Origin of the sequence: uncultured Tenacibaculum sp. (assembly GCF_947499065.1) — a bacterium.
In the GTDB taxonomy this organism is placed as follows: domain Bacteria; phylum Bacteroidota; class Bacteroidia; order Flavobacteriales; family Flavobacteriaceae; genus Polaribacter.
In genome coordinates this window covers 185,775-209,989 of sequence record NZ_CANMMT010000003.1, presented here as the reverse complement: position 1 = coordinate 209,989, position 24,215 = coordinate 185,775, and the positions used below count along the sequence as shown (strand labels likewise).

General features: G+C 26.5%; 23 protein-coding genes, 1 other RNA gene and 1 pseudogene. 21 read left to right on the top strand and 4 right to left on the bottom strand.

Annotation, left to right across the window (positions count from 1 at the left end; all coding sequences use genetic code 11):
- The first annotated feature begins 39 nt into the window (after positions 1-39).
- A complete protein-coding gene (locus Q0958_RS08570; protein WP_299122071.1) occupies positions 40-408 on the top strand; it encodes a DUF2809 domain-containing protein in 369 nt (122 codons plus the stop codon).
- A gap of 10 nt (positions 409-418) precedes the next feature.
- On the opposite strand, the gene Q0958_RS08565 is transcribed toward Q0958_RS08570, so the two are convergent.
- Together Q0958_RS08565 and Q0958_RS08560 are read right to left on the bottom strand one after the other, a co-directional pair.
- A complete protein-coding gene (locus Q0958_RS08565; protein ID WP_299122070.1) occupies positions 419-631 on the bottom strand; it encodes a DUF3820 family protein in 213 nt (70 codons plus the stop codon).
- A 44-nt stretch (positions 632-675) separates the two neighbouring features.
- Entirely contained in the window at positions 676-1,884 is a 1,209-nt protein-coding gene (locus tag Q0958_RS08560) for an NAD(P)-dependent oxidoreductase (RefSeq protein WP_299122069.1), read from the bottom strand.
- Between the two features lie 219 nt (positions 1,885-2,103).
- Between Q0958_RS08560 and ssrA the strand changes: the two genes are divergently transcribed.
- The 15 genes and pseudogenes from ssrA (at position 2,104) to Q0958_RS08485 (ending at position 14,243) form a co-directional block, all read left to right on the top strand.
- Positions 2,104-2,497, top strand: a transfer-messenger RNA (tmRNA) gene (ssrA, locus tag Q0958_RS08555).
- A 563-nt stretch (positions 2,498-3,060) separates the two neighbouring features.
- Positions 3,061-3,783: an AbiV family abortive infection protein gene (locus Q0958_RS08550; protein WP_299122068.1), complete on the top strand. Its 723-nt coding sequence runs from the start codon at positions 3,061-3,063 to the stop codon at positions 3,781-3,783.
- A gap of 51 nt (positions 3,784-3,834) precedes the next feature.
- Positions 3,835-4,818, top strand: a complete 984-nt coding sequence (locus Q0958_RS08545; RefSeq protein ID WP_299122066.1) for a hypothetical protein — start codon at positions 3,835-3,837, stop codon at positions 4,816-4,818.
- A gap of 3 nt (positions 4,819-4,821) precedes the next feature.
- A complete protein-coding gene (locus tag Q0958_RS08540; RefSeq protein WP_299122065.1) occupies positions 4,822-6,336 on the top strand; it encodes a hypothetical protein in 1,515 nt (504 codons plus the stop codon).
- Positions 6,329-8,986: a hypothetical protein gene (locus Q0958_RS08535; protein ID WP_299122064.1), complete on the top strand. Its 2,658-nt coding sequence runs from the start codon at positions 6,329-6,331 to the stop codon at positions 8,984-8,986. The genes Q0958_RS08540 and Q0958_RS08535 overlap by 8 nt, the downstream gene beginning before the upstream one ends.
- Positions 8,987-9,173: 187 nt before the next feature.
- On the top strand, positions 9,174-9,500 hold the full coding sequence (locus Q0958_RS08530; RefSeq protein ID WP_299122062.1) for a hypothetical protein: 327 nt from the start codon (positions 9,174-9,176) through the stop codon (positions 9,498-9,500).
- Entirely contained in the window at positions 9,487-9,828 is a 342-nt protein-coding gene (locus Q0958_RS08525) for a hypothetical protein (RefSeq protein WP_299122061.1), read from the top strand. Before Q0958_RS08530 ends, Q0958_RS08525 begins: the two co-directional genes overlap by 14 nt.
- A gap of 3 nt (positions 9,829-9,831) precedes the next feature.
- Positions 9,832-9,909 (top strand): annotated as a pseudogene (locus tag Q0958_RS08520) (tyrosine-type recombinase/integrase); the annotation flags it as partial.
- A 171-nt stretch (positions 9,910-10,080) separates the two neighbouring features.
- Positions 10,081-10,584 carry a hypothetical protein gene (locus tag Q0958_RS08515; protein ID WP_299122060.1) on the top strand — a complete coding sequence of 168 codons (504 nt, stop codon included), beginning with the start codon at positions 10,081-10,083 and terminating at the stop codon, positions 10,582-10,584.
- A 147-nt stretch (positions 10,585-10,731) separates the two neighbouring features.
- Entirely contained in the window at positions 10,732-11,043 is a 312-nt protein-coding gene (locus Q0958_RS08510; protein WP_299122059.1) for a hypothetical protein, read from the top strand.
- A 282-nt stretch (positions 11,044-11,325) separates the two neighbouring features.
- Positions 11,326-11,523 carry a hypothetical protein gene (locus Q0958_RS08505; protein ID WP_299122058.1) on the top strand — a complete coding sequence of 66 codons (198 nt, stop codon included), beginning with the start codon at positions 11,326-11,328 and terminating at the stop codon, positions 11,521-11,523.
- A gap of 229 nt (positions 11,524-11,752) precedes the next feature.
- Positions 11,753-12,778, top strand: coding sequence for a tetratricopeptide repeat protein (locus Q0958_RS08500; protein WP_299122057.1), 1,026 nt, complete (start codon positions 11,753-11,755; stop codon positions 12,776-12,778).
- A gap of 203 nt (positions 12,779-12,981) precedes the next feature.
- Positions 12,982-13,149: a nuclear transport factor 2 family protein gene (locus Q0958_RS08495; protein WP_299122055.1), complete on the top strand. Its 168-nt coding sequence runs from the start codon at positions 12,982-12,984 to the stop codon at positions 13,147-13,149.
- Positions 13,130-13,372, top strand: coding sequence for a hypothetical protein (locus tag Q0958_RS08490; RefSeq protein WP_299122054.1), 243 nt, complete (start codon positions 13,130-13,132; stop codon positions 13,370-13,372). Before Q0958_RS08495 ends, Q0958_RS08490 begins: the two co-directional genes overlap by 20 nt.
- Positions 13,373-14,066: 694 nt before the next feature.
- Positions 14,067-14,243, top strand: a complete 177-nt coding sequence (locus tag Q0958_RS08485) for a hypothetical protein (protein ID WP_299122052.1) — start codon at positions 14,067-14,069, stop codon at positions 14,241-14,243.
- A 1,300-nt stretch (positions 14,244-15,543) separates the two neighbouring features.
- Here the strand turns inward: Q0958_RS08485 and Q0958_RS08480 are convergent.
- A complete protein-coding gene (locus tag Q0958_RS08480; protein WP_299122051.1) occupies positions 15,544-15,903 on the bottom strand; it encodes a hypothetical protein in 360 nt (119 codons plus the stop codon).
- Positions 15,904-16,585: 682 nt separating this feature from the next.
- On the bottom strand, positions 16,586-16,957 hold the full coding sequence (locus Q0958_RS08475) for a hypothetical protein (protein ID WP_299122049.1): 372 nt from the start codon (positions 16,955-16,957) through the stop codon (positions 16,586-16,588).
- Positions 16,958-17,187: 230 nt separating this feature from the next.
- Here Q0958_RS08475 and Q0958_RS08470 point away from each other — a divergent pair, with 230 nt between their 5' ends.
- From Q0958_RS08470 to Q0958_RS08450, 5 genes are all read left to right on the top strand, one after another.
- Positions 17,188-17,571 carry a hypothetical protein gene (locus Q0958_RS08470; RefSeq protein ID WP_299122048.1) on the top strand — a complete coding sequence of 128 codons (384 nt, stop codon included), beginning with the start codon at positions 17,188-17,190 and terminating at the stop codon, positions 17,569-17,571.
- A 56-nt stretch (positions 17,572-17,627) separates the two neighbouring features.
- On the top strand, positions 17,628-17,846 hold the full coding sequence (locus tag Q0958_RS08465; RefSeq protein WP_299122047.1) for a hypothetical protein: 219 nt from the start codon (positions 17,628-17,630) through the stop codon (positions 17,844-17,846).
- Between the two features lie 1,346 nt (positions 17,847-19,192).
- On the top strand, positions 19,193-20,182 hold the full coding sequence (locus Q0958_RS08460) for a helix-turn-helix transcriptional regulator (protein ID WP_299122045.1): 990 nt from the start codon (positions 19,193-19,195) through the stop codon (positions 20,180-20,182).
- Between the two features lie 118 nt (positions 20,183-20,300).
- Positions 20,301-21,500 (top strand): TlpA disulfide reductase family protein, encoded by a 1,200-nt coding sequence (locus tag Q0958_RS08455; RefSeq protein ID WP_299122044.1) that lies wholly within the window; start codon positions 20,301-20,303, stop codon positions 21,498-21,500.
- A 737-nt stretch (positions 21,501-22,237) separates the two neighbouring features.
- Positions 22,238-23,821 (top strand): phage tail sheath C-terminal domain-containing protein, encoded by a 1,584-nt coding sequence (locus Q0958_RS08450; protein WP_299122043.1) that lies wholly within the window; start codon positions 22,238-22,240, stop codon positions 23,819-23,821.
- Positions 23,822-24,215: the final 394 nt, after the last annotated feature.

Below are 24,215 nucleotides of genomic sequence, written 5' to 3'. Positions count from 1 at the left end.
TCAAACCTTTTGATGGGTTTGACGTTTAAAAAATTAGTTATGAGATTACATATTAAAAGTCTTATTATTTCTTTACTATTATTTATAACAGAATTATTAATAGCACAAACTTCAGGATTTATAAGACATACTTTTGGAGACTATTTGGTCGTTATTTTATTGTATTATCTACTAAAATCCTTTTTCAATTTACCTCCTAAAACAATTGCATTAGTAGTATTATTCTTCTCTTATACTATTGAAACTTTACAGTATTTTAATTTTGTTAACTTGATTGGATTAGGCAATTCTAAAATAGCTAACATTATTATAGGAAATACGTTTAGCATAGATGATTTAATCGCTTATACTCTGGGCGTTATTACTGTATTAATTATTGAAAATAAAACTCAGAAAGCTATTGAATAGAGTTTGAAACTTATTTAAGTTTACGTAAAATATCATCTAAACCATTTAGCTGCATTTCGTATACCAATCCCATCATCTTTCCCAATTTCCCAGCAGGAAAACCTTTGTTCTTATACCAAACCAGATAATACTCAGGAATATCTACTAAATAGGTTCCTTTATATTTCCCAAAAGGCATTTTCATCTTTGCAGTATCAATTAAAAACTGTTTGTCTGGCAACATATATTTTAGGCTATAAAAAAACCCGCTCATAGCAGGCTTTATTTTTATTCTTTTCCGTCTACGTAATCTTGTAAATATAAATAACGTTTGGTTAATTTCCCATCGTTGGTAGTCATTTTAGCTCTTTCTAAAATACCATCTTTATCCTCATTGTAAAATGCTGGAATAACGTGTTCTAAAAACATATCACCAAAACCTTCACTAGCATCTTTTGGTAATTCACATGGTAAATTATCTACAGCCATTACCGTAATAGCCTTCTCATCATTAAAATCAATTTCCGATTCTGTTGCTGGATCATATCCATAAATCGGATCGGCAATTGTTGAAGGTCTTATAGTAGAAGCAACTGGTCCATCAATATCACATGATATATCCGCTACATACTTTATTCTAAAATCTGCTTGTTTAGCATCTTCCCTTGTAAAGAAATAAGGTGCTCCATCACCATAAAAATGACCAGCGATAAAGAAATCTGTTACTTTAGCATAGGGCATAAAGTTACTTTCGTATCCGGTAGCATCTTTATAAAACTCGTACTTATCTCCTACTTTACCGTCTTTTCTTTTGCTATACTCCATTACATCAGCCATACAATATACTGGCTCTGTAAAATCTGCTGTTAAATACAACGCATCGCTTACTTGCTTTATTTGTAAGTGATCTAAGATTTCTTTTGCTCCTAGTGCTACTTTTCCTGTACCAGTAAGTAAAATCTTAATATTTGGTATGGTAATTTTATCTAACTCAGCCTTTACTTCATCTAAGTCTGCTAAAGTTTCTACTTTTGGTAAGTTAAATAAGTTTTCTCTTATCCCTAAAGCTCTAAAACCATTGTAGGCTCCTACTAAACCTGCATAACGTCCAAATCCAATTAAACGTGCGCCATTTTCTTTTACAATAGTTTCATGGTCAAACATTTCAATGTTTCTTTCCAACATTCCTTTTAACAACTTACGGTTATAAGGTTGTTTTTTGATAGTATGTGAAAAGAAAAAATATTTTTTGTTAGGAATTAATGCGTCTAAAGGAACTTCTTTTACACCTAATAACACATCGCAATCAGACATATCGTCTGTTACTTCAATACCTAAGTTACGGTAAGCATCATCGTTAAAAACTCGAATATCAGAACTTTCTACTTTAATCTCAGCTGATGGAAATTTTTCTTTTAGTTCTTTTAATTTTTCTGGTGAAAACACCACTCTTCTATCTGGAGGATTTTTACGTTCTTTGATGATTCCGAATTTCATTGTTGTTTTTTGTATAGAATTAAACAAATTGATTGTAATTGTTTTAAATTATTACAATTTAGGCGAAAATACTTGTTTTAAAATTATTGAACAAATACTATTTTCATATATTTGTTGCCCGTTAATTTCAGCGGTAAAAAGAATTGCAATTACTTTCTTTTTAGAAAATAGATAAAGGCATATTTTTTGCTGAGCTATACGTATATTCTTTGACATATTGGGGACGACTGGTTTTGACAGCAAGGCCAGTGATAATGTAAGCATACCGAGGAGTGAGATGACAACTCGTTAAACTTATTTCAACTTTTTAAACGGCGAAGATAACTACGCTTTAGCTGCATAATCCGAATCATAGTAAGATTAGCCTCGGCGCACAAGGTGCGCAAGCTTTATGTCCACGAAAAGCCTTGGTTTACGGCGTTTCATTTTTGGGCATCGTAAAAGTAAACATAGAAGACTTAGCACTCCGATAAGTTTTCGAAATTTAAGGAGATAAGCTAAAAGTGGGTGGTTTTGAATCAGCTTTTAGTCGAAAATTAAATCAAAACTAAGTATGTAGAAAGCCTTTGAGCTGCTTGTTTGGACCCGAGTTCGATTCTCGGCGTCTCCACTATTAAACCCTGTAAGCATTATGTTTACAGGGTTTGTTTTATATACAGAATACGCAAAATCTAAAATCGTATATCTAGCTCTTTAATTTACAAGCATGAGTTTAATTAATTAAATTCTTCTCTATCTAACATTATTAAAAGAGTTTACGTACAATACTAAAATCCTTTTAGTTATATTTAAACATTAAATTATTAATATTTAAATACCAAAACTTAAGAAAATATTCTTAGTCGTTCTTCTTACATTATAGTTTTAGAAGTAAACTCAAATAAAAATTAGATTATAAAATGGCTATTAAATAGTTATGGAAATCCTCAATTATATATCAATACATTTTATTACTTTTAAACCTCAAAAAACACCTACATTCTTATTTAAAATAAAAAACTGACTATGAGTTCTAAACAATCTTCTAAACCAATAGCGGTCTTTTTAAGAAAAACTCAAGAATGAAAAGTGAATTAGGAAATAGAATAAACCTATTTGATAATGTCCTTACATTATTAAATCAACTATAAAAGGATAAAACAAAACTATTTTATCCTTCTACATTAAAAAAGAAAAATGATTAAAAAGTTCCCCAACTTAACTCCAGAAGAGTCTAAAAGCTTTGATAAACTTATTTATAAAAATGCTTTACAACTAAAAAAAGATGCTATATCTATTGCAAGTATCAGAAAATCATACAGCTCCGCTACTTCGCTATTAATTTTAAGTTCAGAAGAAGTTATAAAGTCCATTTTAGTATTACTACATGCTGAAGGATATAATGTATACAAACTTAAAGAAACTCATAAATTTTTCTTCGATCATAAAATAAGACATCATATTGCTCAATTAATAGAAATGGGTTCGGGAATTATTAAATCAATGATAAGATATGATGAACAAGAACCCACTAAACTATTAAAAACAAAAATTAAGTGGTTAGATAATTTTGTTAATGGAACTATTGATATAATCAATGCTGCTAGACCAATTATTGACGCTAATGATAGAATAAAAAAACTACAAAAGTTTAATGAGCTGAAGAATAAAGGACTATATGTTGACTATAAAAACAACATAATATTACCTCAAAATGAAATAACAGAAAACACTTATAAAGAAACTCTTAAAATAACTGAGAATATTTTTTCTTTTTATAAAGGCCTACGAATTTTATTTAACCCTGCATTAAAAAATCGTGTAAATAATGCAGAAATAGACAAAGGAAAAGAGCTTCTAAAAGACTTAATTGATGAAGGGTTAAAAGATTTTTCATTTAAGGAATTAAATAAATTATAATAACTATACTCTATTTTACTTAAACAAAAAACAACGCTAAAAAACAAAAATATGAAATTAGGAATTAACATTGGAGAGGAGTATAAAATTAAGATTGAAAAAGAAAACGAGTTTAATAATTCTATTTTTAAAGAAGTCTATACTCAAGCAGCAAAGAATGTTGAAGAAATAATTTTACAAGCAAATACAGTTTATAATACTAAAAGTATTAGTAATGATGACTATAATAATGTAATTGCTTTTACAGGAGAACGTGGCACAGGTAAAAGTTCTTCTATGATTTCTTTTGCAGATGCTTTAAAAAACAAAAATTCTAAAGATACTTTTTGGAATGCCACTCCTAATCTTGAAAAAGCTAAAATAAAATCTTTAGATATTATAGATCCTTCTTTATTTAGAAATGAAGATAAACTTTTTGAAATTATAATATCTAAAATGTTTTCTAAGTTTCAGAAAAAATTAAAGAAAGAAAACACTATTAAAAATGACCGTAAAAGAGATTTAATAAAACAGTTTCAAAAGGTATTTAACAACCTTAAAGTTGTTCATAACGGAAAATCTGATGTTTATGAAAAAGAAGCTATTGAAGCTTTGAGTGATTTAGCTTTTGGAACTAACTTAAAAGATAATTTCAAAAAATTAGTTGACGAATATCTTCTTTGCCTATACGGAATTGATAATTCTATGGGCAAAAAAGGATTTTTATTAATTCCTATAGATGATTTCGATTTAAACATTTCTGGAACTTATGAAATGTTAGAAGATATTCGTCAATTCTTAATTCAAAGTAATGTTCTTATCCTTATTGCCTGTAAGATTGAACAATTACAAGATTCTATTAACAACGAAATTTTAAAGGAATATGAAACGCTTTTTAAGTACAAAAAAGATAATAACGATTTAGAACTTTCAGAAATAATTTCAAATAAATCAAATAAATATTTAACAAAATTATTTCCGATAGAGAGAAGGTTAAAAACACCAGATTTATTAACAAATCATTCCACTATGGTTACAATAACTTTTTATTTATAAAATATGCAAGATCAAAATAAAATTATATACTCTAAAGAAAAAAGTATTATAGATACTTTTATAAAAGTAGTTAAGGATAAAGCTAATTTTACTATAACCAAGGATGATTCAGAAGAAAATATTATTATCCCTTCTAATATAAGAGAATATGTAAATACAATTACTTATATATTTAGAGAAAGCACACTTGATTCTTTTAAGGAATATTTAATGAGTGAAATTAATAGTAATTTATCTAAAGAAAATGTTCAGTTTTTTAATGAATTAAATAATACGCCTAATAAAATCTTAAATAGAAAAATAATTAACTGGCTAGGTGTTATTTATAATCATAAATTAGAGAGTAGACTAAATAATTTATTTTCACTAACTCAAGCAACAAATTATAATAATGTTTCTTATGGAGATATTTTATCAATTATAAGATATATAGAAAAAACAAGATTATTTTCAGAAAAAGAAACACCATACTTTTTAACTTATTTATCTAATTTTTATTCAATTAGGTTATCAGAAACTTTGAACAATAACTTACTAAATTATTATGAATCTGATTTTTATTTTCTAGTTAATGGCCAATTGACTAATGAACAAATAAAGTACTTTCCTTATGAGAATAATAGTAAACCAAGAGATTACTTTAAAATTTATAAATCACCTCAGGAAATTTACGAGCTAATTTCTAATTTAAATATTCAAGAGAATAAGGAGGAACTATACTTATGGCTTACATTCTTTTTCGATCGTTTGGGAGATGACAAAGATTATACTATAATTGATGATGAAATTAAGAAGAGGACTATAAATAGACCTGGTAGTACTTTTAAATCTGTTACTTTTAATGCTATATCTTTTTTATACAATATATTATTTCTAAAAAATACAATTAGAACATATGTTCCTAATACTATAACTAACAAAGTCAGTGACTCAATCCTATATATAGAAATGGAAGAATGGAAAAACTCATTACAAACAGATAATGATTATTTCCAAATATTTAATATCGCTTTATTTAATAAACTTATTAATGCAATATATAAAAGAGCTATTACAAAGGACTCTTTATCTCATTTTAGCACATATCTATATGAATATATTTTTAATGGAATCCCTGAAGTAATAAACGAATTAAATGAAGAGTATCAATTTAACTTTGAAAAATTATTTGAAAATCCATTTTTTAAATACTGGAGTGAAAACAAACTAGTTTTAAACCAAATATTAGACTTATTATTTGAAGATTCTACAAAAGAAAAATTTAAATCTAAAAATAACTATATTATTGACAACACTAACCTGAAAATGATTAACAGATTTATTTACAGATCCTTACCTTATTTAAACAAAACTAGATTAACTATTTTACTTAATAAGCTACAAAAATCAAACAACCCGCCAAATCAAGCTTTTTTTGATGAAGCTTGGAGAATTAAAAATCAAATTACTAATAATAACATTCAAGAAAAGAAAGCAGAAATACAAAATTTATTAAATAACCTAAAATCTAATGGATAACCTCAGGAAATCCATAGAAGCAATATTCAACAATACATGTCCTGATTTTATTATTCAAGATATGTATGATAATAATTTTCGAAATGATTTTATTTCAGAAAAAAGATTCTTAGAACAAGGTTTATCACTTTTTAGTAATTATAGTTTTGATGAAATTGAAAACTTATATAAGAAATTAGATTCAGATTGGTTGCTAGATGTCTATCAAGGAAAAAGTAGTCGTAAGTCAATTTTTAATTTATTAACTCATTTTAATAAACAAGTTGTAATAGAAAGAGATAAAGAACCTTTTATATGTTATGAGCATTTACTACGTTGGAGAGACATATCTTTTTCTTTAGGAGAGGATTTATTTACTTGTTCTTATTTTGCTTACATGGATAATCGTTCTAAAAGAGAAAGAAATTTCTTTTCTTGGAGAACAGTTGCTTTTTCAAACAATAACAGACTTAAAAAATTATTAGTTAAAGGGGTTGCAGAAAATCATTTTCATTTAAAAGGCTCTGCTCCAATTTTTGACTTGAATTGGATTTCTTTAATGAATACAGTTAATAGTAATCATCATACTAAAAATTTTAAGAAGTTAAAAAAAGAACTTAAATTAAATGGAGCTACTTCTCACTCCTTTCACAATCAAAATAAAGAAATAGATATACTTGTTTATAAGGCTTCCAAAATAAGACTAGTTTTATTTCAATTTTTATTAAATGAAAATAGTGAAATTAACATAGCTGATTTTAAGAATTTATTATTTCCTAATTCTAATAAAAACGATTCATTTGAAGTATTAATGAATTTATCTAATATTCAAATTGAAATAAATGAGAAAAAGAAACTCTACGGCTATAAGTTTTATCATAAAGCAAAGCAAGAAGTAGCAGATTACGCTATTACTAAAAACATGCATATTAATAATTTTAAAGGTTCTTTCATGCTGTATGGTGAAAGACAGTTACTCTATAAGGCTTTAAAATATATTTATGCAGAAAAAAAAGAAAACTTTATAATCGAAAAATTATTACACGCATATATATCTATTAAAAATCAATTTAGATCAGAGTTAATTCAAGTAAATAAAAAGGTCGGCTTTGCTAACTTTTCTACGTATCAAGATAGAAAAGAATACTTTATTCCGGATAACAGTATTTATGAAACAGCCTTATTACAAATGGCTATTAATGATAGTACAAAGTTTCAAAATATAACTTCTTTTGAAACCAGAATTACCCCTAAAGACACAGCTTTAGCTATTAATAAGAGTTTAAAAAAATATCAAATTAATAGTGATTCGAAAGCATTAAAACAGACAACCAATAATATTCCTATCAAAAAGGTTTTAGGCACGTATAAAGCAAATAAAGAAAGACATTTTTATACAATTCATTTCATTAAACTTAAAGAAAAAGATACGAATTACAAATTAGCTCAAGAGGTATTACCAAGAAACCATCAATTAAGAAAAAATGTAAAAAAACAAGCTAGAGCAATTGTACAACTACGAGAGTCCTATTCTAAAAAAGCAAAACTTATAAGAGGTATTGATGCAGCTTCATCTGAATTTAATGCAAGACCAGAAGTTTTTGCACAAGCCTTTAGGTATTTAAAAGATCATAAACTAAATGGAAAATACAATCATTTAAAGAAGGTTATTGTAGAAAATAAACTGTATGCCACTTTTCATGCAGGGGAAGATTTTTATGATATTATAGATGGAATTAGATGCATTGACGAAACCATTAAATTTCTAAAATTTCGACAAGGAGATAGGATAGGACATGCATTAGCGTTAGGAATAAATGTTAAAGAATATTTTGAATTTAAAGGAAGAAAATTATTGATTCCAAAAGAGATGTTATTAGATAATATTGCTTGGTTATTAGCTAAGGTTAGAAAATATAATATTAATGATCATATTAGCGAAATCTATAAATTAGAAAAATTATTTGACTCATTGTTTAGAGAAATCTATCAAAGCTCATTTGATAAAGAATCTAAATTTTTTAATGTTAATTTTAAACATGAAAATTATTTCGACGCATGGAAGTTAAGAGGAGATGATCCTTATTTATACTTGGAAGACCTCAGTAATAATCTGGGAGACATTCCAAATATTACTTATTGGGAACGTTGTAGAATTAATCATTTTTATCCCAAAAGAGGGAACATCAGAAATGATGAAAACATTAAATTTTTATATCAACAATATCATTTTAACCCTAAAATAAAGAAAAAAGGTAAAGATATAAAGCAATTTGAAATTACTGACACTTATATAAAACTGGTAACAAGAATTCAAAAAGAATATCAAAACTACATAGTTCAAACAAATATAGGAATTGAATGTAACCCAACATCTAATTATTTAATAGGAACTATTAATAAATATAAGAAACATCCCATAAAGAATTTTTTTAATTTACATTTAGAAACTGATTTTGATAAGATAAAAGGATGTCCACAATTGTTTGTCTCCATTAATACAGACGATCAAGGTGTTTTTGGCACTTCTTTAGAAAATGAATATGCTTTATTAGCGATTGCTATGGAAAAAGAAAAAGATGAAAATGGAAAACCAAAATATAACCAAACAATGATTTATGAATGGTTAGACAAAATTCGAAAAATGGGGTTAGAACAGAGTTTTAAATAGGAAAAGAGGTTATCACCTCCAGACACCTCTTTTTTACAACTACTTTAAATTATTAATTTCATTGTATAATTAATACATTCAGTTCTCCCCTATTAATCCTTATTAAAAACTATAGTATTTTTAATCTATCTAGAAAACTCAAAAGATAACCTCAAGGCATTATATTTGCTATGAAAAGATTGGAGAAATGAAACGTAAATTAATTATCCTAATAATTGTTCTAAGTAATCTTCCTAGTTTTTCACAAACAATAGCTGATTTTTTTATAATGGTACCAGATAGTTCCATGATGAATTTATCAAAAGAAAAAAGAAAACAAATTTTGAGATATTCATCTGATAACTTAACAAAAGAAGACGCTTATAAGGATTTGAGAGATAGTAAAAACCTCTACGCTTTTGATATTTTTGATAAAAAAAATGGATACCTCAGAATGATTGGTGCATTTGAAGGGCAGGTTCAAATGTGTTATTGGAATTTAAAAAATGGCAACAAATTAATTGCAATATATTGAAGGCTGTGGACCCGTTTGCTATATAGAACAATTTGATTTTTATGAATATGATGGTATAAAATTCAATCCCATTACTTGGAAATCTATAATCCCAGAAATTTATAATGATTTTCTTGGAGCTGATTATAAAAAGAAACTAAAAACATTAAAAGAGCAAGATATTTTGGCAACTCTGTTATTTGAGTTACCAAGAAATGGTAAAAACATTATAGGGAAATGGGGAAATGAAGATTCTCAAAAAGTTTATAGAGATTTTAGTATTGGTAATCGAATGAACTTGAAATGGAATGATGGAAGTTTTTTAAAAGGAAATATCTATTGGAAATAATAAACTGATATTAGATATATTCAAGAACTTTTAGGACACAGTAGCCCTAAAACAACTATGATTTATACTCATGCTACATAAACTAGTTTTAAAAAAATTAAAAATCCGTTTGACGATCTATTTTAATCCTTTATTTTTATAAAATCCTATAGAAATATAAAGACATTAAACATCTGTATATCCTACCCAAACAGAACGATAAAACAACAAAAACTCTGTATATAAACAAGTTGTACATAATCAAAAAAACGAATGAAAAGAACATTATTGACCCTGACTTTATTATTAGTTATAAGTTTTTCTAACGCTCAAAAAATAGAAGTTGATTCTACAAACATTCTAACCTATAATGGGAAAAAAGTGACTTTGGATTTAACCCCAGATGAATTAAAAAAAGTGTTAGGAAAACCTGACAGAATAACTTTAAAACATAACACAATATGGACTTATGATAAGCTAGGTTTTATGGTTTATGTAAACCCTAAAACTTATAAAATCAATAATATCACAATCAATTTTAAAAAAGAATCATTCGATTTCTCTCCTAAAAAACTGTTTAAAGGAGAATTAATCATTTATAATTCAAATGTTACTGAATTCACTAATTTTAATGAATTAAAGAGTATTAAAACTAATGCTAAAAAAAGGAATATGGGGAACGTTTACGGAATAAAAAGTCTTAAACATTCAATATGGTTCTTCAAAAGTGAAAAAATTAAATCTGAATTATCAGGTTGTGAAATAAATCTGATTTAAGACTATGTACAACAATGTATAACCGCAATTACGGCGGATTCGACTACGTCCGAATCCAATCGGAATTGCTAAAGTCAGTGTCAAACCGAAAACTCAGGCATATTAACCCGTAACTGACGGTTATACTCACCGTTAGCAACAATTTAAATGAACCTATCGCTTAAATTTATATTATTGATTTTAATTCCACTTTTTTCATTTGGACAAGAGAAGGATTTTTATGATTTGGACAATTCGTATCACGGAATATATAGTGGTCAAAAAGTAAAATCTTTGAAAGTGTCAACGAAAGAATTTGATAATGGAAAATTAAAAGAGGAATATATTGAGTTAATCCAAGAATTTGCCAAAAACGGAGATATTATAAGAGAACGTGAGTTTTATGATTCAGATTCTACTGATGGTTGGGACGTGAAATACAAGTATAATGATAATCATCAAATCGTAAGAACAGAATGAACCTGGTTAAATGATAAAGACCAAGATTTGACCGAATATGAATACGATTCGGACAACAAACTAATCAAAAGTTGTGATTATTACAAAAGTACAAATGCAACTGAATTTCTACTTGAAGAGTGTCTCATTTATGTTTACCGCAAAAACCAAATATTTCAGGTCAAAACAGCCGAAAATGAACTTAAAAAGTACTTCGAGAAAAAAGGAGATTTTGTATTTGGGTACACAGCACATAAAAAATTGAAATACAAATATAAAAACGGAGAATTTATCTATCAAAATATGGATTCAATTATATTTAAATATGACAGAAATAAAATTGGCCAAATTATAAAAACTACGAAAACTGATAATAATGGCAATTTAATATTTACTACTGTTTATGAATATTTAAATGGATTATTAATGAAAGTCATTTCCAAAGACAAAAACGGAATTTTAAGGCACGAAGATAATTATGAATACGAATATTACGAATAAAAACTACTGCTAACACCGTGTATAATTCATCGCTAGTTATGGCCTACTACGAAAGTCCTCTCGGACTTTCTATCTGTGATTGATTTGCTAACTTTAATGCTTAAATACACAACGAAATCATACACAAATACGTTTTACAATATTAAAAAAAGGAAACTATAAGTAATGAAGCTGAATTTTATTTTCCTCATTATCCTTTTTCAAACAAGCAATATTTTTGGACAAATTAATGAATTTAGATACAATAGAAAATAAATTGGGAATTGAGATTCCGAACGATTATAAAGAATATCGTGGGACTGATTTAGGTAAAGAAAAAAATGTCAACTTTAAAATTGATGATTGGTTATTTTGGGATATAATGACAACTGTTGATAAGACTATAAGCTTAAGAAATAAAGGAGTAATTACAGATAAAGATTTTGCTTTTGCTATTAATGAAGAGGATCAAGTTTTATTATATCAGAAGTCAAAAAAATCAAGCACAAAGATTTCACACTTGGATGAAGAAAATGATATAATATTCTACGCTTATTCATTAACTGAATTTCAAAATTTCGAAAAAACACAACGCTTGATTGAAGAAATTGAAACTGTTGGATTTCAAAATCAAGACTTGGCAGGAATTATAAATTGCACAGGTAGCTTATTTAACTATGCTTTTGAACTTAACACTTCTGAGTATGATGACAATTTCTCTAAAAAGCGGAATAAGAAAGCACTTGAATTGTTTTTTACAACAGCGGAGAGAGGGCATCCTGAAGCAGCAAAAGAAATTGCTGATTACTATTATTATCAAGATAAAGTTGATATAGACAAAGTCATTGAATGGAGAGAAAAGGCAATTGAATTTGGTAATAAAGAGGACATATACGAATTAGCTGATTTTATAATTGATGAAAAAGTTGAAGATATAGATAGAGCCATTTTGTTACTCGAAAGTTTGTTTAAGGAACAATGGTATAAGGAAAGAGCGATATTAAAACTTTCAAGAATTTATATGAGAGGTACAGGTGATAAATTGAACTATGAAAAAGGGATTGAGTATGTTAAAATTTGTGCAGATTCAAATAATTACAATGCAATTTCTGATTTGGCATTTTATTACTATAAAGGTAAGGGTGTAGAAAAAGATGTTTCTAAAGCATATGATTTATTGGTTAAAGCTGAAAATCGAATAATTGAAAAAACAGGAAGTGGAATGTGGGGAGATTTTATAACACAATTAGAAAAGGAATTAAAAATTAAGAAATAAAATTGCATAACAATAGCTCATAAAGCATAGGCTTGCCGCAGGCGCAACACAAGCCAACGCTTCATAGTCGAACCATTAGGCTTAACCAAAGGTCGTTGTAATTTTATTACGTCTGATTTTCCTTCGGAAAATCCTCGCACACAAAACCACAACTAATCTTATACAAACACGTTGTGTTTAACTGTAGCCAAATTCAATTAACAATGGAAATAAACGCGATTAAATCGACTCTTAAAAATTATGCAGAAGCATATTATTCAAAAGATATTGAATCTATGATGAGTGTCTTTAACGATTCTGATAATATTTCTGTTATTGGAACAGGAGCGGACGAACTTTGTGTTGGACAAAATGAATTTAGAAATTTATAATGATTTTCTTGGAGCTGATTATAAAAAGAAACTAAAAACATTAAAAGAGCAAGATATTTTGGCCACTTTGTTATTTGAGTTACCAAGAAATGGTAAAAACATCATAGGGAAATGGGGAAATGAAAATTCTCAAAAAGTTTATAGAGATTTTAGCATTGGCGATCGAATGAACTTGAAATGGAATGATGGAAGTTTTTTAAAAGGAAATATCTACTGGAAATAATAAAACGGAAGTTTCTATATACTAACAATTCTCTTTTAATAAATAGCACTTTATGTATTAACAAAGAATGATTTCCTTATACTAAGGGAACTTGTTCTTTTAATCAATAATTTTAAAAAGAGACTAGATTTTATAGCTGGACTCTTAAATAAGAAAAGAGGTTATCACCTCCAGACACCTCTTTTCTATGACAACATTTAATTCTTGATAAAGTAATTTGTTGTAATTATTAATTTCATTGTATAAAACAACCAAGTTTATATTTACCCTAATAAATACCGAAGTTTTAATTTATTATTTTAGTTGAAAAAACACTATGAATATTAGTTTAAATTTTCCATTAGGATTTTGCATTTTAATATCTATAATCCAATTCTATTTTTATTTCTTCAACAACTCTTCTAATTTTATTTCTTTTAAAAAAAAGAATGGTCTTTTCATAAATGACTTGATCATTCTTATTATTATTTTGCTCGTGTATAATTTAATTTTACCGCGTTTTTTTTATCCTCCAAGGCCTAAACCAGGATTTATTTACTGTGGTCCAAGTAGTATTGATTACCATATAGTCTTTTTAAAATTTGGACTTGTAAGTACCCTATCTACACATTTCATTTGGAAAAAATTATCTAAATTTATTTTAACCTAACTTATATATCTACTGTTTTATATATTTGAAAATATTAGATAAAATATGAAATCCATAAAAGAAGGAGCCGAAGCAACATATACAAACCCTGTTTCTAACAATAAGCAAAAGATTATGATAATAGCAATAGATTCTGATGACTCTATAGCTGTTATTCCTATTGATTCAGTTGATCCTAACGAACATTTTTTTTGCACCCTACAAGAATTAAGTTTAGAATAAGACAAATAACTTCTCATAATACTTACACTTTGACTTTATTTTGTTTTTACTATTTTTACTACTATGAAAAATAGCTATGAACAACTTAATATTGAATTTATAGAACCGAGAAAAGCTTCTCTCTTTACTAAATTAGTTTCTTATGTTCTAATTATGATTTTTATTTTAAATCCTTTATACAAAATCATACCTGATTTAATAAGTTGTACTTGTTGGGAGCCATTTTTATATAGACATATCAATTTTCCAGTTAACACTCATGTATGTGAACTAATTTTATATTAGAAAATACTGTTTTTAAAGTTTCTATTTTAAATTTATGTCTTTAATTTTTTTCTTTTCAGTCTGCCAATATCAATATTTTTAACAAAAAATATTGATAAAAGATTTAGACTTTTATATAGTCATAAGAAAAAATTTCACCTTTTATCCTTCCTATTACTTTCATCATCTTTTTTAATTTTCTTGATTGGTTTTCCTTATCTATTCTTTTGGTTATTTATTTATCATAATTTTTATACCTATACTATTTATAACATTTGTAAACTCTAGCTAAGTAAGGTTTTCCCTTACTTATTTTACGGATTACAATTATACATTTGATTTTTAAATATTTAGATTTAAGAAATCTAAACTTCAAATTATGATAAAGAACATCTCAAGTCTTGGCAACTTGCTTAATAAGCAAGACCAGCAATCAATTAATGGAGGAGCCTCACAATGTTTTAAATATTGTAATCCTCAAGGACAATACATATTTTTTTGTCCGCCACACTGGGATCCAGTTAACATGGGACCTTGTCCTTAAAATAATAGCGGACTTCGGTTCGCTTCTATTTTTCTTATACTTATTGTTCTATTTTTTATAACTGTTAATTTTAGTTAAACAAGGTAAAACCTTACTTTTATTACGTTTTTTTTGCTCAAATCTTAATTTTTACTTTTTAGATTTGAGAAATTAAAAACTCAATTTATGTTAAAGAACATTTCAAACTTAGGTTCAACTTTGAACAAAAATGAACAACAATCTATTAATGGTGGTAAAGCATGTTTCCCATTCGATCCTTGCGAATTAGATGAAAAATGGGATTTTGGTTTATGCCAATGCGTATTAACCAATTCATAATAATTTATCAGCGAACTTCGGTTCGCTTTTTCTTTTTATCTCTTTTTAAATTTTTGACTAAAAAAAACACCTTATTTAAGGCGTTTTGTTCTAAATAAATTGCTTTATTAGTGCTTATATAATTTTCTTAATTAAATTGGAGTTAGTTATAAGGCCTTGTCCTGTTATTTATTATCAATACGGGCTATAAACTCTAATTCTGTTTGGTCTTGAACCATTATATTTACCTAGATGAATTTCATTATTATCAGGGTCTTTACTTGAATAAATAACTTGAAATTTTTGTCCAACACACCCATCAACTCCATTATCACATTTAAAAGAAAAAACATTTTTTTTTCCTACATATTTTTTATTATTTACAAAGAATACATATTTAATATATTTCTTTCCCCCAACGTTATAATAATCAATAATTTTAGCTTCACCGTACATTTTATTTTCCGCTAATTCTTTTTCTTTACTTATTACACGCCAAACAACTAAGGCTAAAACAAAGATTCCAAAAATCATTGCTATTTTATCTTTATTCATTTTGTAAAATTAAAAAATAAAGATACTATTTACTACAATATCAAAGAGCTTTTCTACTTTAAGGTATTGGAAAATCTATATTAATTATCATCCTCCATTATTACGTCAATGAACTTTATCTGTTCTTTTAGTAATACAGATTTATTTTGTTTTTATTAAATTTGGATTATGAGTGAAAAAGAAACCCACAGACCTCAATATTATCTTGGTTTTATTGCTATCTGTATATATTTTATCTATTCTTTTTTCTTTAATAGAGCTAATAAAATTGAAGAATTTATAATTATGGATTTATTTATCCTTTTTTCATTAGCTCTTCTTATTATTTTCTCAATTAATAGATTATATAGAATCTATAAGAAATAACTATTATTTTTTTATGACTAGTTGGTTACTCTGGATATTAAAATGTTCTCTCTTTGCTATAATTACTTTAATTATTGAATTTCTTATTGGTAAACTTTTCTTTCTTTTTAGTGAAAAAGAAAAAAAATGGTATTTAAAGAACAAAAAGAAATTTAGCCTTATTAATTATTTGGTAATCTTTATTTTGGTTTTTTATTTTTGGTAATTACTTTTACTTATATCTATTTTATTATTTGTTTCTAAATCTTTAAACATAAAAAAACACCTTTTAAAAGATTTTTGTGATAAGTAACAATTTTCACCATGATAGTTTTTTTTACCATTGAAAAGATAAATTATAATAAAAATAAGTAGAAAGATAAGCATAGATACAGCATAATAAGCAACCTAAAATTAAAAATATTACCCTAAACCTTTCCATTTTTAGTTTGTTATTAAAATAATAATTATCGAATATTTCAACCAAAATGCCGCTTGAATAAAAAATATTAGCTATTATTCCTAAAAGTATTATCCCAAATATATCTGATATAACGAATATATTTTCAGCCGCTACATAGATTCCTTTAACTATTCCAAGTACTCCAGAAAGTCCAACAAGCAAATTGAAAACCCATCTCTTAGATTCCCACCATTTAATTCCATCTATTATTTTTTCAGACTTGATACTTTTAAGTTCCTTATGCATTAAAATTCTCTTTTAAATTTTAAGATATAAATATATAATATTCAAATCTATATCAATTACCCACCACAATTATGTCAATGAAATTTTCTGCTTTCAAGAGATAAGAAACTAATAATCAATCTTAGACGCTATTATACCTTTTAAATGATAAAAATCATAAAAGCTTAATAACTCTTTTATTATTTTTAATAGTGATAAGATTAAGATGATTAATTAAAAAAACAATTTAAATGTTGAAGTATATACTAGCATGGTTTCCAATGATTATTATTGCCATAGTTAACGGATATTTTCGTGAAAAGTTTTTAGTAAACTATTTCAATAAACTCCAAGCACACCAGCTCTCTTCTGTAAGTATGATTATTTTGTTAGCTATATATAACTGGATTCTATTTAAGATTTTCTTTCCAGCTTCTGTCAATCAAGCAATGTTTATTGGACTAATTTGGTTAATATTTACAGTAACTTTTGAGTTTTTATTCGGTCACTACCTCTTAGGACATTCTTGGCCTAACCTATTAAATGATTACAATATTTTTAAAGGAAGAGTTTGGATTTTTGTTCTAATTTGGACTTCTATTGTTCCTTATATCATATATCGTATACAAGAGTAATGTATATTAGTATAGATTAAAACAACTAATAATTTATTTTCATTAATTTTGTTCTTATGAAAAAAAGCTATGATCAACTTAATATAGAATATGTAGAAACAAAAAAAGTTTCTACATTCACTAAATTAATTTCCTTTATTTTATCGTTAACAATTATATCTATTCCGTTGGTTGAAATAATTCCTGGTTTAGAATACATACATAATATTTACGATTATTGTATTTATGGAGGATGTTTAATTTCTTTTGGACCTAGCTGTTTTCCTTTCTTCTAAAAGCCTACTATTTATTATTTGTCTTCTAAATTTTTGACATAAAAAACAACACTAAACAAGTGTTGTACTATGCTAAACAATATTTTCAATTTGATTTTCAATCAACTTCATAAATTGATTATATGGTTGTACATATATAAAACTAAAGAATAAAAAACATACCCCATTAAAGTTGGAAATACATAGATAAAAAATCCCTTCACAATCTTATTACTTAAAAAAAATAATGCTTCGGTATAACTAAAGCTATTATCTTTCTTCCAAAGAATGAAAAGCAGTACTAATAAAAGAAACATACATAAAAGTACAATTCCTAATAAGAAAAAATGTATCATACAACAAATGTAAAAAAATAAAGATTACCGCAATTATATTATACCAATGAGCTTTTCTGTTTATAGAATCGAGAAACCTAGGTTTTTCTATTTTTTAAAACTTTACGGTAAAACCTTACTTTTTTTACGGTTTTTTAACATAGGTATCTATTATTTTAAATTATCTTTGCAGCCACTTAAGAGACGTCTTAAGTTCTTTTTCATAGCAATTTTCCCACTCAATCTTTGAGTGGGTTCTTTTTTATAACTCACACTAATTTTTCATCTTAACTTTAAAGTCTCTTACCTATACTTTTAAGAATCTTATCTTATTTTTCATTTTGCCCTTTACTTTTAATTTAAATTGATTTCTTAACCAATTAAAAGTATTTAACATGGTAAAAATTTATTTTTATAAATCTCATTTGAAAGAATTCAATCAAATTTCTGCCAATTTTCAAGATTACTCAAACATTCAAATTAATTCATCTAATTATGGCGTCAACCTAATTGAAGCTAAGTTAGATACCGATATTAAAATCAATCAAAATTCAATAAACTTGTTTATCAAGTATCTTAAGAATAATTGTGGCTTTATAATTATGTATTAGAGTTTTTTATCTAACTTATTATATTATTCATTTCTAATTTTTTTGATATAAAAAAACACCTCTAAAAGGTGTTTATTGTAAGTTTATAAATTGCTCTAGATTAATTCTTTTCTTTTAATAATTTTTGAACTAAAATCTCTAACTCTTTTATCTTAGAATTTTGTTTTCTATTTTCTTGAACTTGTTTTTCTAATACTTTTATTTTCTTTTCATATTTTTTAAAAAGACTATTCTTAAAATATAATTAATTGTACTTTTTTAAAGACTTCCTTAAAAGATTTATTGAATTTAACATTAATCCCATAATCGTTTTATCAAAATAAGAGCAACATTCTTTGGTGAGGTTTTAATAATTAATAATTTTATATTTTTTATACAAAATTGATAAGTAGTAATGTGTAACTCGATTAGATTTAATACAATGATGAAATCCTTATATATTTCTTTTTCACTAATCTTTATACCCTTTTTATCCTTAGCTGCCCAAGACTTCTCTATCAATTTACTTATTAAAAATCCAAAACCTTTAGTAGACATTAAACTATACTCCATAGTAGAACCTTTTGATATAAATACACTTAATACTAATAATTATTTAAATAGCGGAATACAAACAGGAAGTAACCTTTATAAAATAGAAGGAGTATTGGATGAAAGAACTTCACTATATAAGTTACACATAAATAAAAACGATGACTTAAAAACTCATTTAAATACTTCGTCTTCTACTATTTTTTTACACTTAAAAAAAAATGACTACATTTTTATTGAAATTAATAGCAATGATTTTTTTCAGAAATATCAAATTAAAGGCTCCCGAGAGAATATAGAATTAAAAAAATTACACGATATAGAAAAGAAAATAAAGAATGCTAATCTAATTTCTTCAACTATAGAACATGATAGCCTAATTGCAAATACAAAATACCCTGAAGTGTTTTTTATTGGGATTAGAGACAGTATAGATAAATATGAAAGAAATTTAAACTTTCTTAATAGTATTACGATAATAGAAAATCGAATAAATAATGATTTTCATGAAAATATTTTCTCTAAACAACTTAGACCTAACATGAAAAATCTAAGAAATAACTATACAATAATAGTTATATTACTATTCATGGGTGTTTTTATATTTCTTTGTTTTAAGTATTATTTATTTATACAGAAAAATAGATTAAAAAGAATATTATACTCTTTGTCTCTTCGTGAAAGAAATATCCTGTTTAAATTAAAGTCAGATAAAACTAATACAGAATTAGCCAATGAACTATTTATAGAGCCATCTACATTGAAGAAACATCTATCAAATATTTATAAAAAAATTCAAGTTACGAATAAGAAAGAAGCAATATTTTTTGCTTCTAAAATTCAACAACTTAAAATCTTTATTCATTCAAAAGAAACTTAAATACTTCTTTTTTACTCCCCCTAATACTCCTTTTTTACATTCAATAGTTTCATAAAGATTTTTGAAAAATTCGTTGTTTTGAACAATAATTTTCAAATTAAAAAAACTTATAAAAAGTATGAGACGAATTCCATTTTCTTTATTGTTTATACTAAACATAATTTGTTATAGCTGTAATAATAAAGATACCAAAATTACTATTGAGTTTACAAAACCGGTTTCTGATAAAGTAATCTATCTATCAAAAATTAACAATTTTAATTTTATCGCTGGATGGAGCTCAGATAAAAATGCCTTGATGTTAATAGACTCTGTAAAAATTAAGGACAATAAGGTTGTGTTTTCACCAAATATTGAAAATAATAACGGTTTATACAGAGTTGATTTCCTTAAAGGTTTTGATAATAAAAAAGCTATTTATTTGGACTTGAAAAGAGGAGATCATATAAACATCAATTGTGATCCAGATAATACACGTTCCTATCTTCTCAAAGGGAATAAAAATAACAAGCATATTCAAACTGCGTTTAACGAATTAGGTAAAATGTTTAAGGAAGTTGAAGAATTTTGGAATAAAAGAAATAAAATGTCAGAAATGAAACTCGACATAAATCAATTTTTAAAACAAGAAAGCAAGCTAGAAAGAGAACTTAGTGAATTAATTGAAGAACAATTCCAAAATTACCTGAAACTTCTTAAAAAAAGTTTTGAAAAACATGAGTATTCTGGTTTGATTGCATTACAACTATTATATTATTTTCCAGTTAAAAGAGATAAAATAGATTTTTTAAACAATTTAATACCTTCTATTGACAATAATCTAATTAAACAGTTTTTATTAACGAAAATAAGTCAAGATGAAAATAATTTAGCGGAGATAGAACGTTCAAAGAATATGAAAGGAAAACTAATACCAGATATTGAGCTAAGTTCCATCGATGGAAACTCTTTCAAATTATCAAAAAAACTCAGTAAGATAACCCTTATAGACTTCTGGGCTTCTTGGTGTAATCCATGTATTAATGAAAACAATAAAGTGATTTTACCATTGTACAAAGAATATCATAAATTAGGGTTTGAAATAATTGGGATTAGTTTAGATAGAGACATTGAAAATTGGAAAAAAAGTATTGAGAAGAATAAATACATTTGGCCGCATGGAATAAAGAAAAACTCATCCATTAGCCTAAATAAACTCTATAATTTTAGTACTATCCCTTATACGATAATTGTTGATGAAAATGGACTTGTTCTTGATATTGATATAAAAGGACAAGAATTAAAAGAATTATTGATTAAAACCCTAAAAAACAAATAGAGTGTGAAATAAAAAACACTCAAGAATTAAGTAGAGAATTATTATGAAAAAGAAACACTTTGAGTATTGTGTTATTTTAGTATATCTACTATTAAAAAACCTTTGTAAATAATTATTTACAAAGGTTATACATTATAATGTTAAAAATCTTTTCTCTTCTCAAAAAAACTGTTCTAAACTTGCTATCTCGTGCTCCAAAGCAGCAATTTCTGTTTGCATTTTTAATTCTCTATAATAGGAATATTTAGCCAATTGTAGTTCTAAATCTTTTTTACGTAAGCGAATCTATTTTTTATCAGTTATACTCAATTATTCTCCTTTAAAAACTATATTAATTTTAATGGTTATATTTTTTTAGCACTCCATAACTTTTATAAATTTCTGCAACAATTATGTTTAGATTTTTGTTAGTTCACTCTCTAATATTATTATCAAAAACAAATAGCAGAACACTGTATTCAAATGAAACTAATTCAGGAAAGTTCATATCATAATAAACAGCAGATTTTTCAAATTTTCTTTACCAAGTTAAAAGAAATAATTCATATAAATTCAAGCTAAAATCACTATAAAGGATTTTAACCATTAAAAAAATAGGGTTTTTCCCTACTTTTAGTAAGGTTTTTCATGAGGTTATATCTCATTTTTATATTAGATTCAAATGCTAAACATTCAATACAAATGTCACGTATGATAATATAGAAAACACTTTTAACCAACATTAACAATTGTCCCTCATGAATCTATCAACTATCAAAACGCCAGGAGTATATATTAATGAAATTAATACTATTCCAAACTCAGTAGTACCTGTTGCAACATCCGTACCTGCATTTATAGGATATACTCCTCAAGCTATGCATCAAGGAAAATCATGCATCAACGTCCCAACAAAAATTTCATCTTTTGCTGAATTTCAAGCGATTTTTTGTTTACCAACACCACCGTCTTCGGTGAATCCTGCTAAGCAATACAATCCGCAATATTATTTAGTAAAGCAAGAAAGTCAACCAAATTCCAGTAATCATATAATGATTGCTGACAATTATTATGCAATTGTGCCCGATCCAAACACCATTTATTACTTATACAATAGTATTAAATTGTTTTTTGATAATGGCGGAAGTAATGCTTACATCGTATCTGTTGGTTCTTATGGAGCTACCTCTGGAAAGGCCGCTCCAATTGGCAATCAAATTGTAAATCCTAATGTTCAAATTGACGATTTAACTAAAGGATTAGCTTTATTGAAAAAAGAACAAGAACCAACCATGTACATTTGTCCTGAAGCTACATTGCTTTCTGTAGAAAACAATGCTACTTTAATGCAGGAAATGTTATCACAAGCTTCAAAAAAACAAACTGCCATATGTATTTTTGATATTATTGGAGGAAAAACACCTCATCCTAATACCTATATCGAAGATATTAGTGCTTTTAGAAATGCAACTGGAAGTACTGGCTTAGATTATGGAGCCGCTTACTATCCTTTTGTAGAAACCACAGTTCAGAAAACCAATGATATTAATTATACAAATTTATTTGGTGGAGACTTGAATAAATTACAAGAAATTTTAAGCCCAGAAAGTAATCCAAATGAATCTGTGAACGCTATCATTGATACTATTCGAAGTACTTCGAGTGAACATGCCTTAACTACACATCAATACAATAGTTTGTTAATAGCAGCAAGTCCTATTTATAGCACTATTATGACACATATATTGTCTGATGCTAACTTATTACCTCCAAGTGGTGGAATGGCTGGAGTAATTACCAGAACCGACAATCAGTTAGGTCCATGGAAAGCTCCCGCAAATGTTGCCATGAACGATGTTATTAACCTACCTATAAACTTAACCAATGCTCAACAGGAAGTTTTAAATGTTGATATTGTTTCTGGAAAATCTATTAATGCAATTCGTTTTTTTAATAGAGCAGGAATTTTGGTTTGGGGAGCTAAAACATTAGACGGTAATAGCCCAGATTGGAGATATCTATCGGTTAGGAGAACCGTTATATTTTTAGAACAATCTTGTAAAGTAGCAGCGATGGCTTATGTTTTTGAACCTAATGATTATGGTACTTGGGAATCTGTAAAATCTATGATTAGTAGTTTTTTATATGGAATTTGGAAGCAAGGTGGATTGCAAGGTGCAACCCCTGAAGATGCCTTTTCTGTTGAATGTGGATTAGGTAGCACAATGACCGAAGAAGATATTCTTAATGGAATTATGAAAGTATCTATAACAGTAGCCCCAATAAGACCTGCTGAATTTATTGTATTTACATTTCAACAAAAAATGGCTAGCTCTAATTAATATAGAACTATCATCAAAACAAAAATTAATTTTTAATAGAAGTAAACTATTATTTTAATTAAATGAATAAATAATATTTTAGTTATAAACAAAATTTTATTTCCCTTATAAGCAAAGTATTATCTTCATTAAAAATAAAAGTTACCTATAAATTTAAATAGGAATTATTAAAATATAAAGCTTACAGAAAATAAATAAAAAGGCTGCTATAAAACGGGGTTAGCAGCCTTTTTTGTAGCAATGAAGCTACGAGGTAAATAAAGGAGTTTTTCAATTTGCTACCCTTCCTTAATTTAATGCTATTATCATAATTATATGATTTAAATTGTACTACCCGAAATACTTATTGTATAACAAAAAACAGCAATACTGAATTCATATATCTACCTCACAT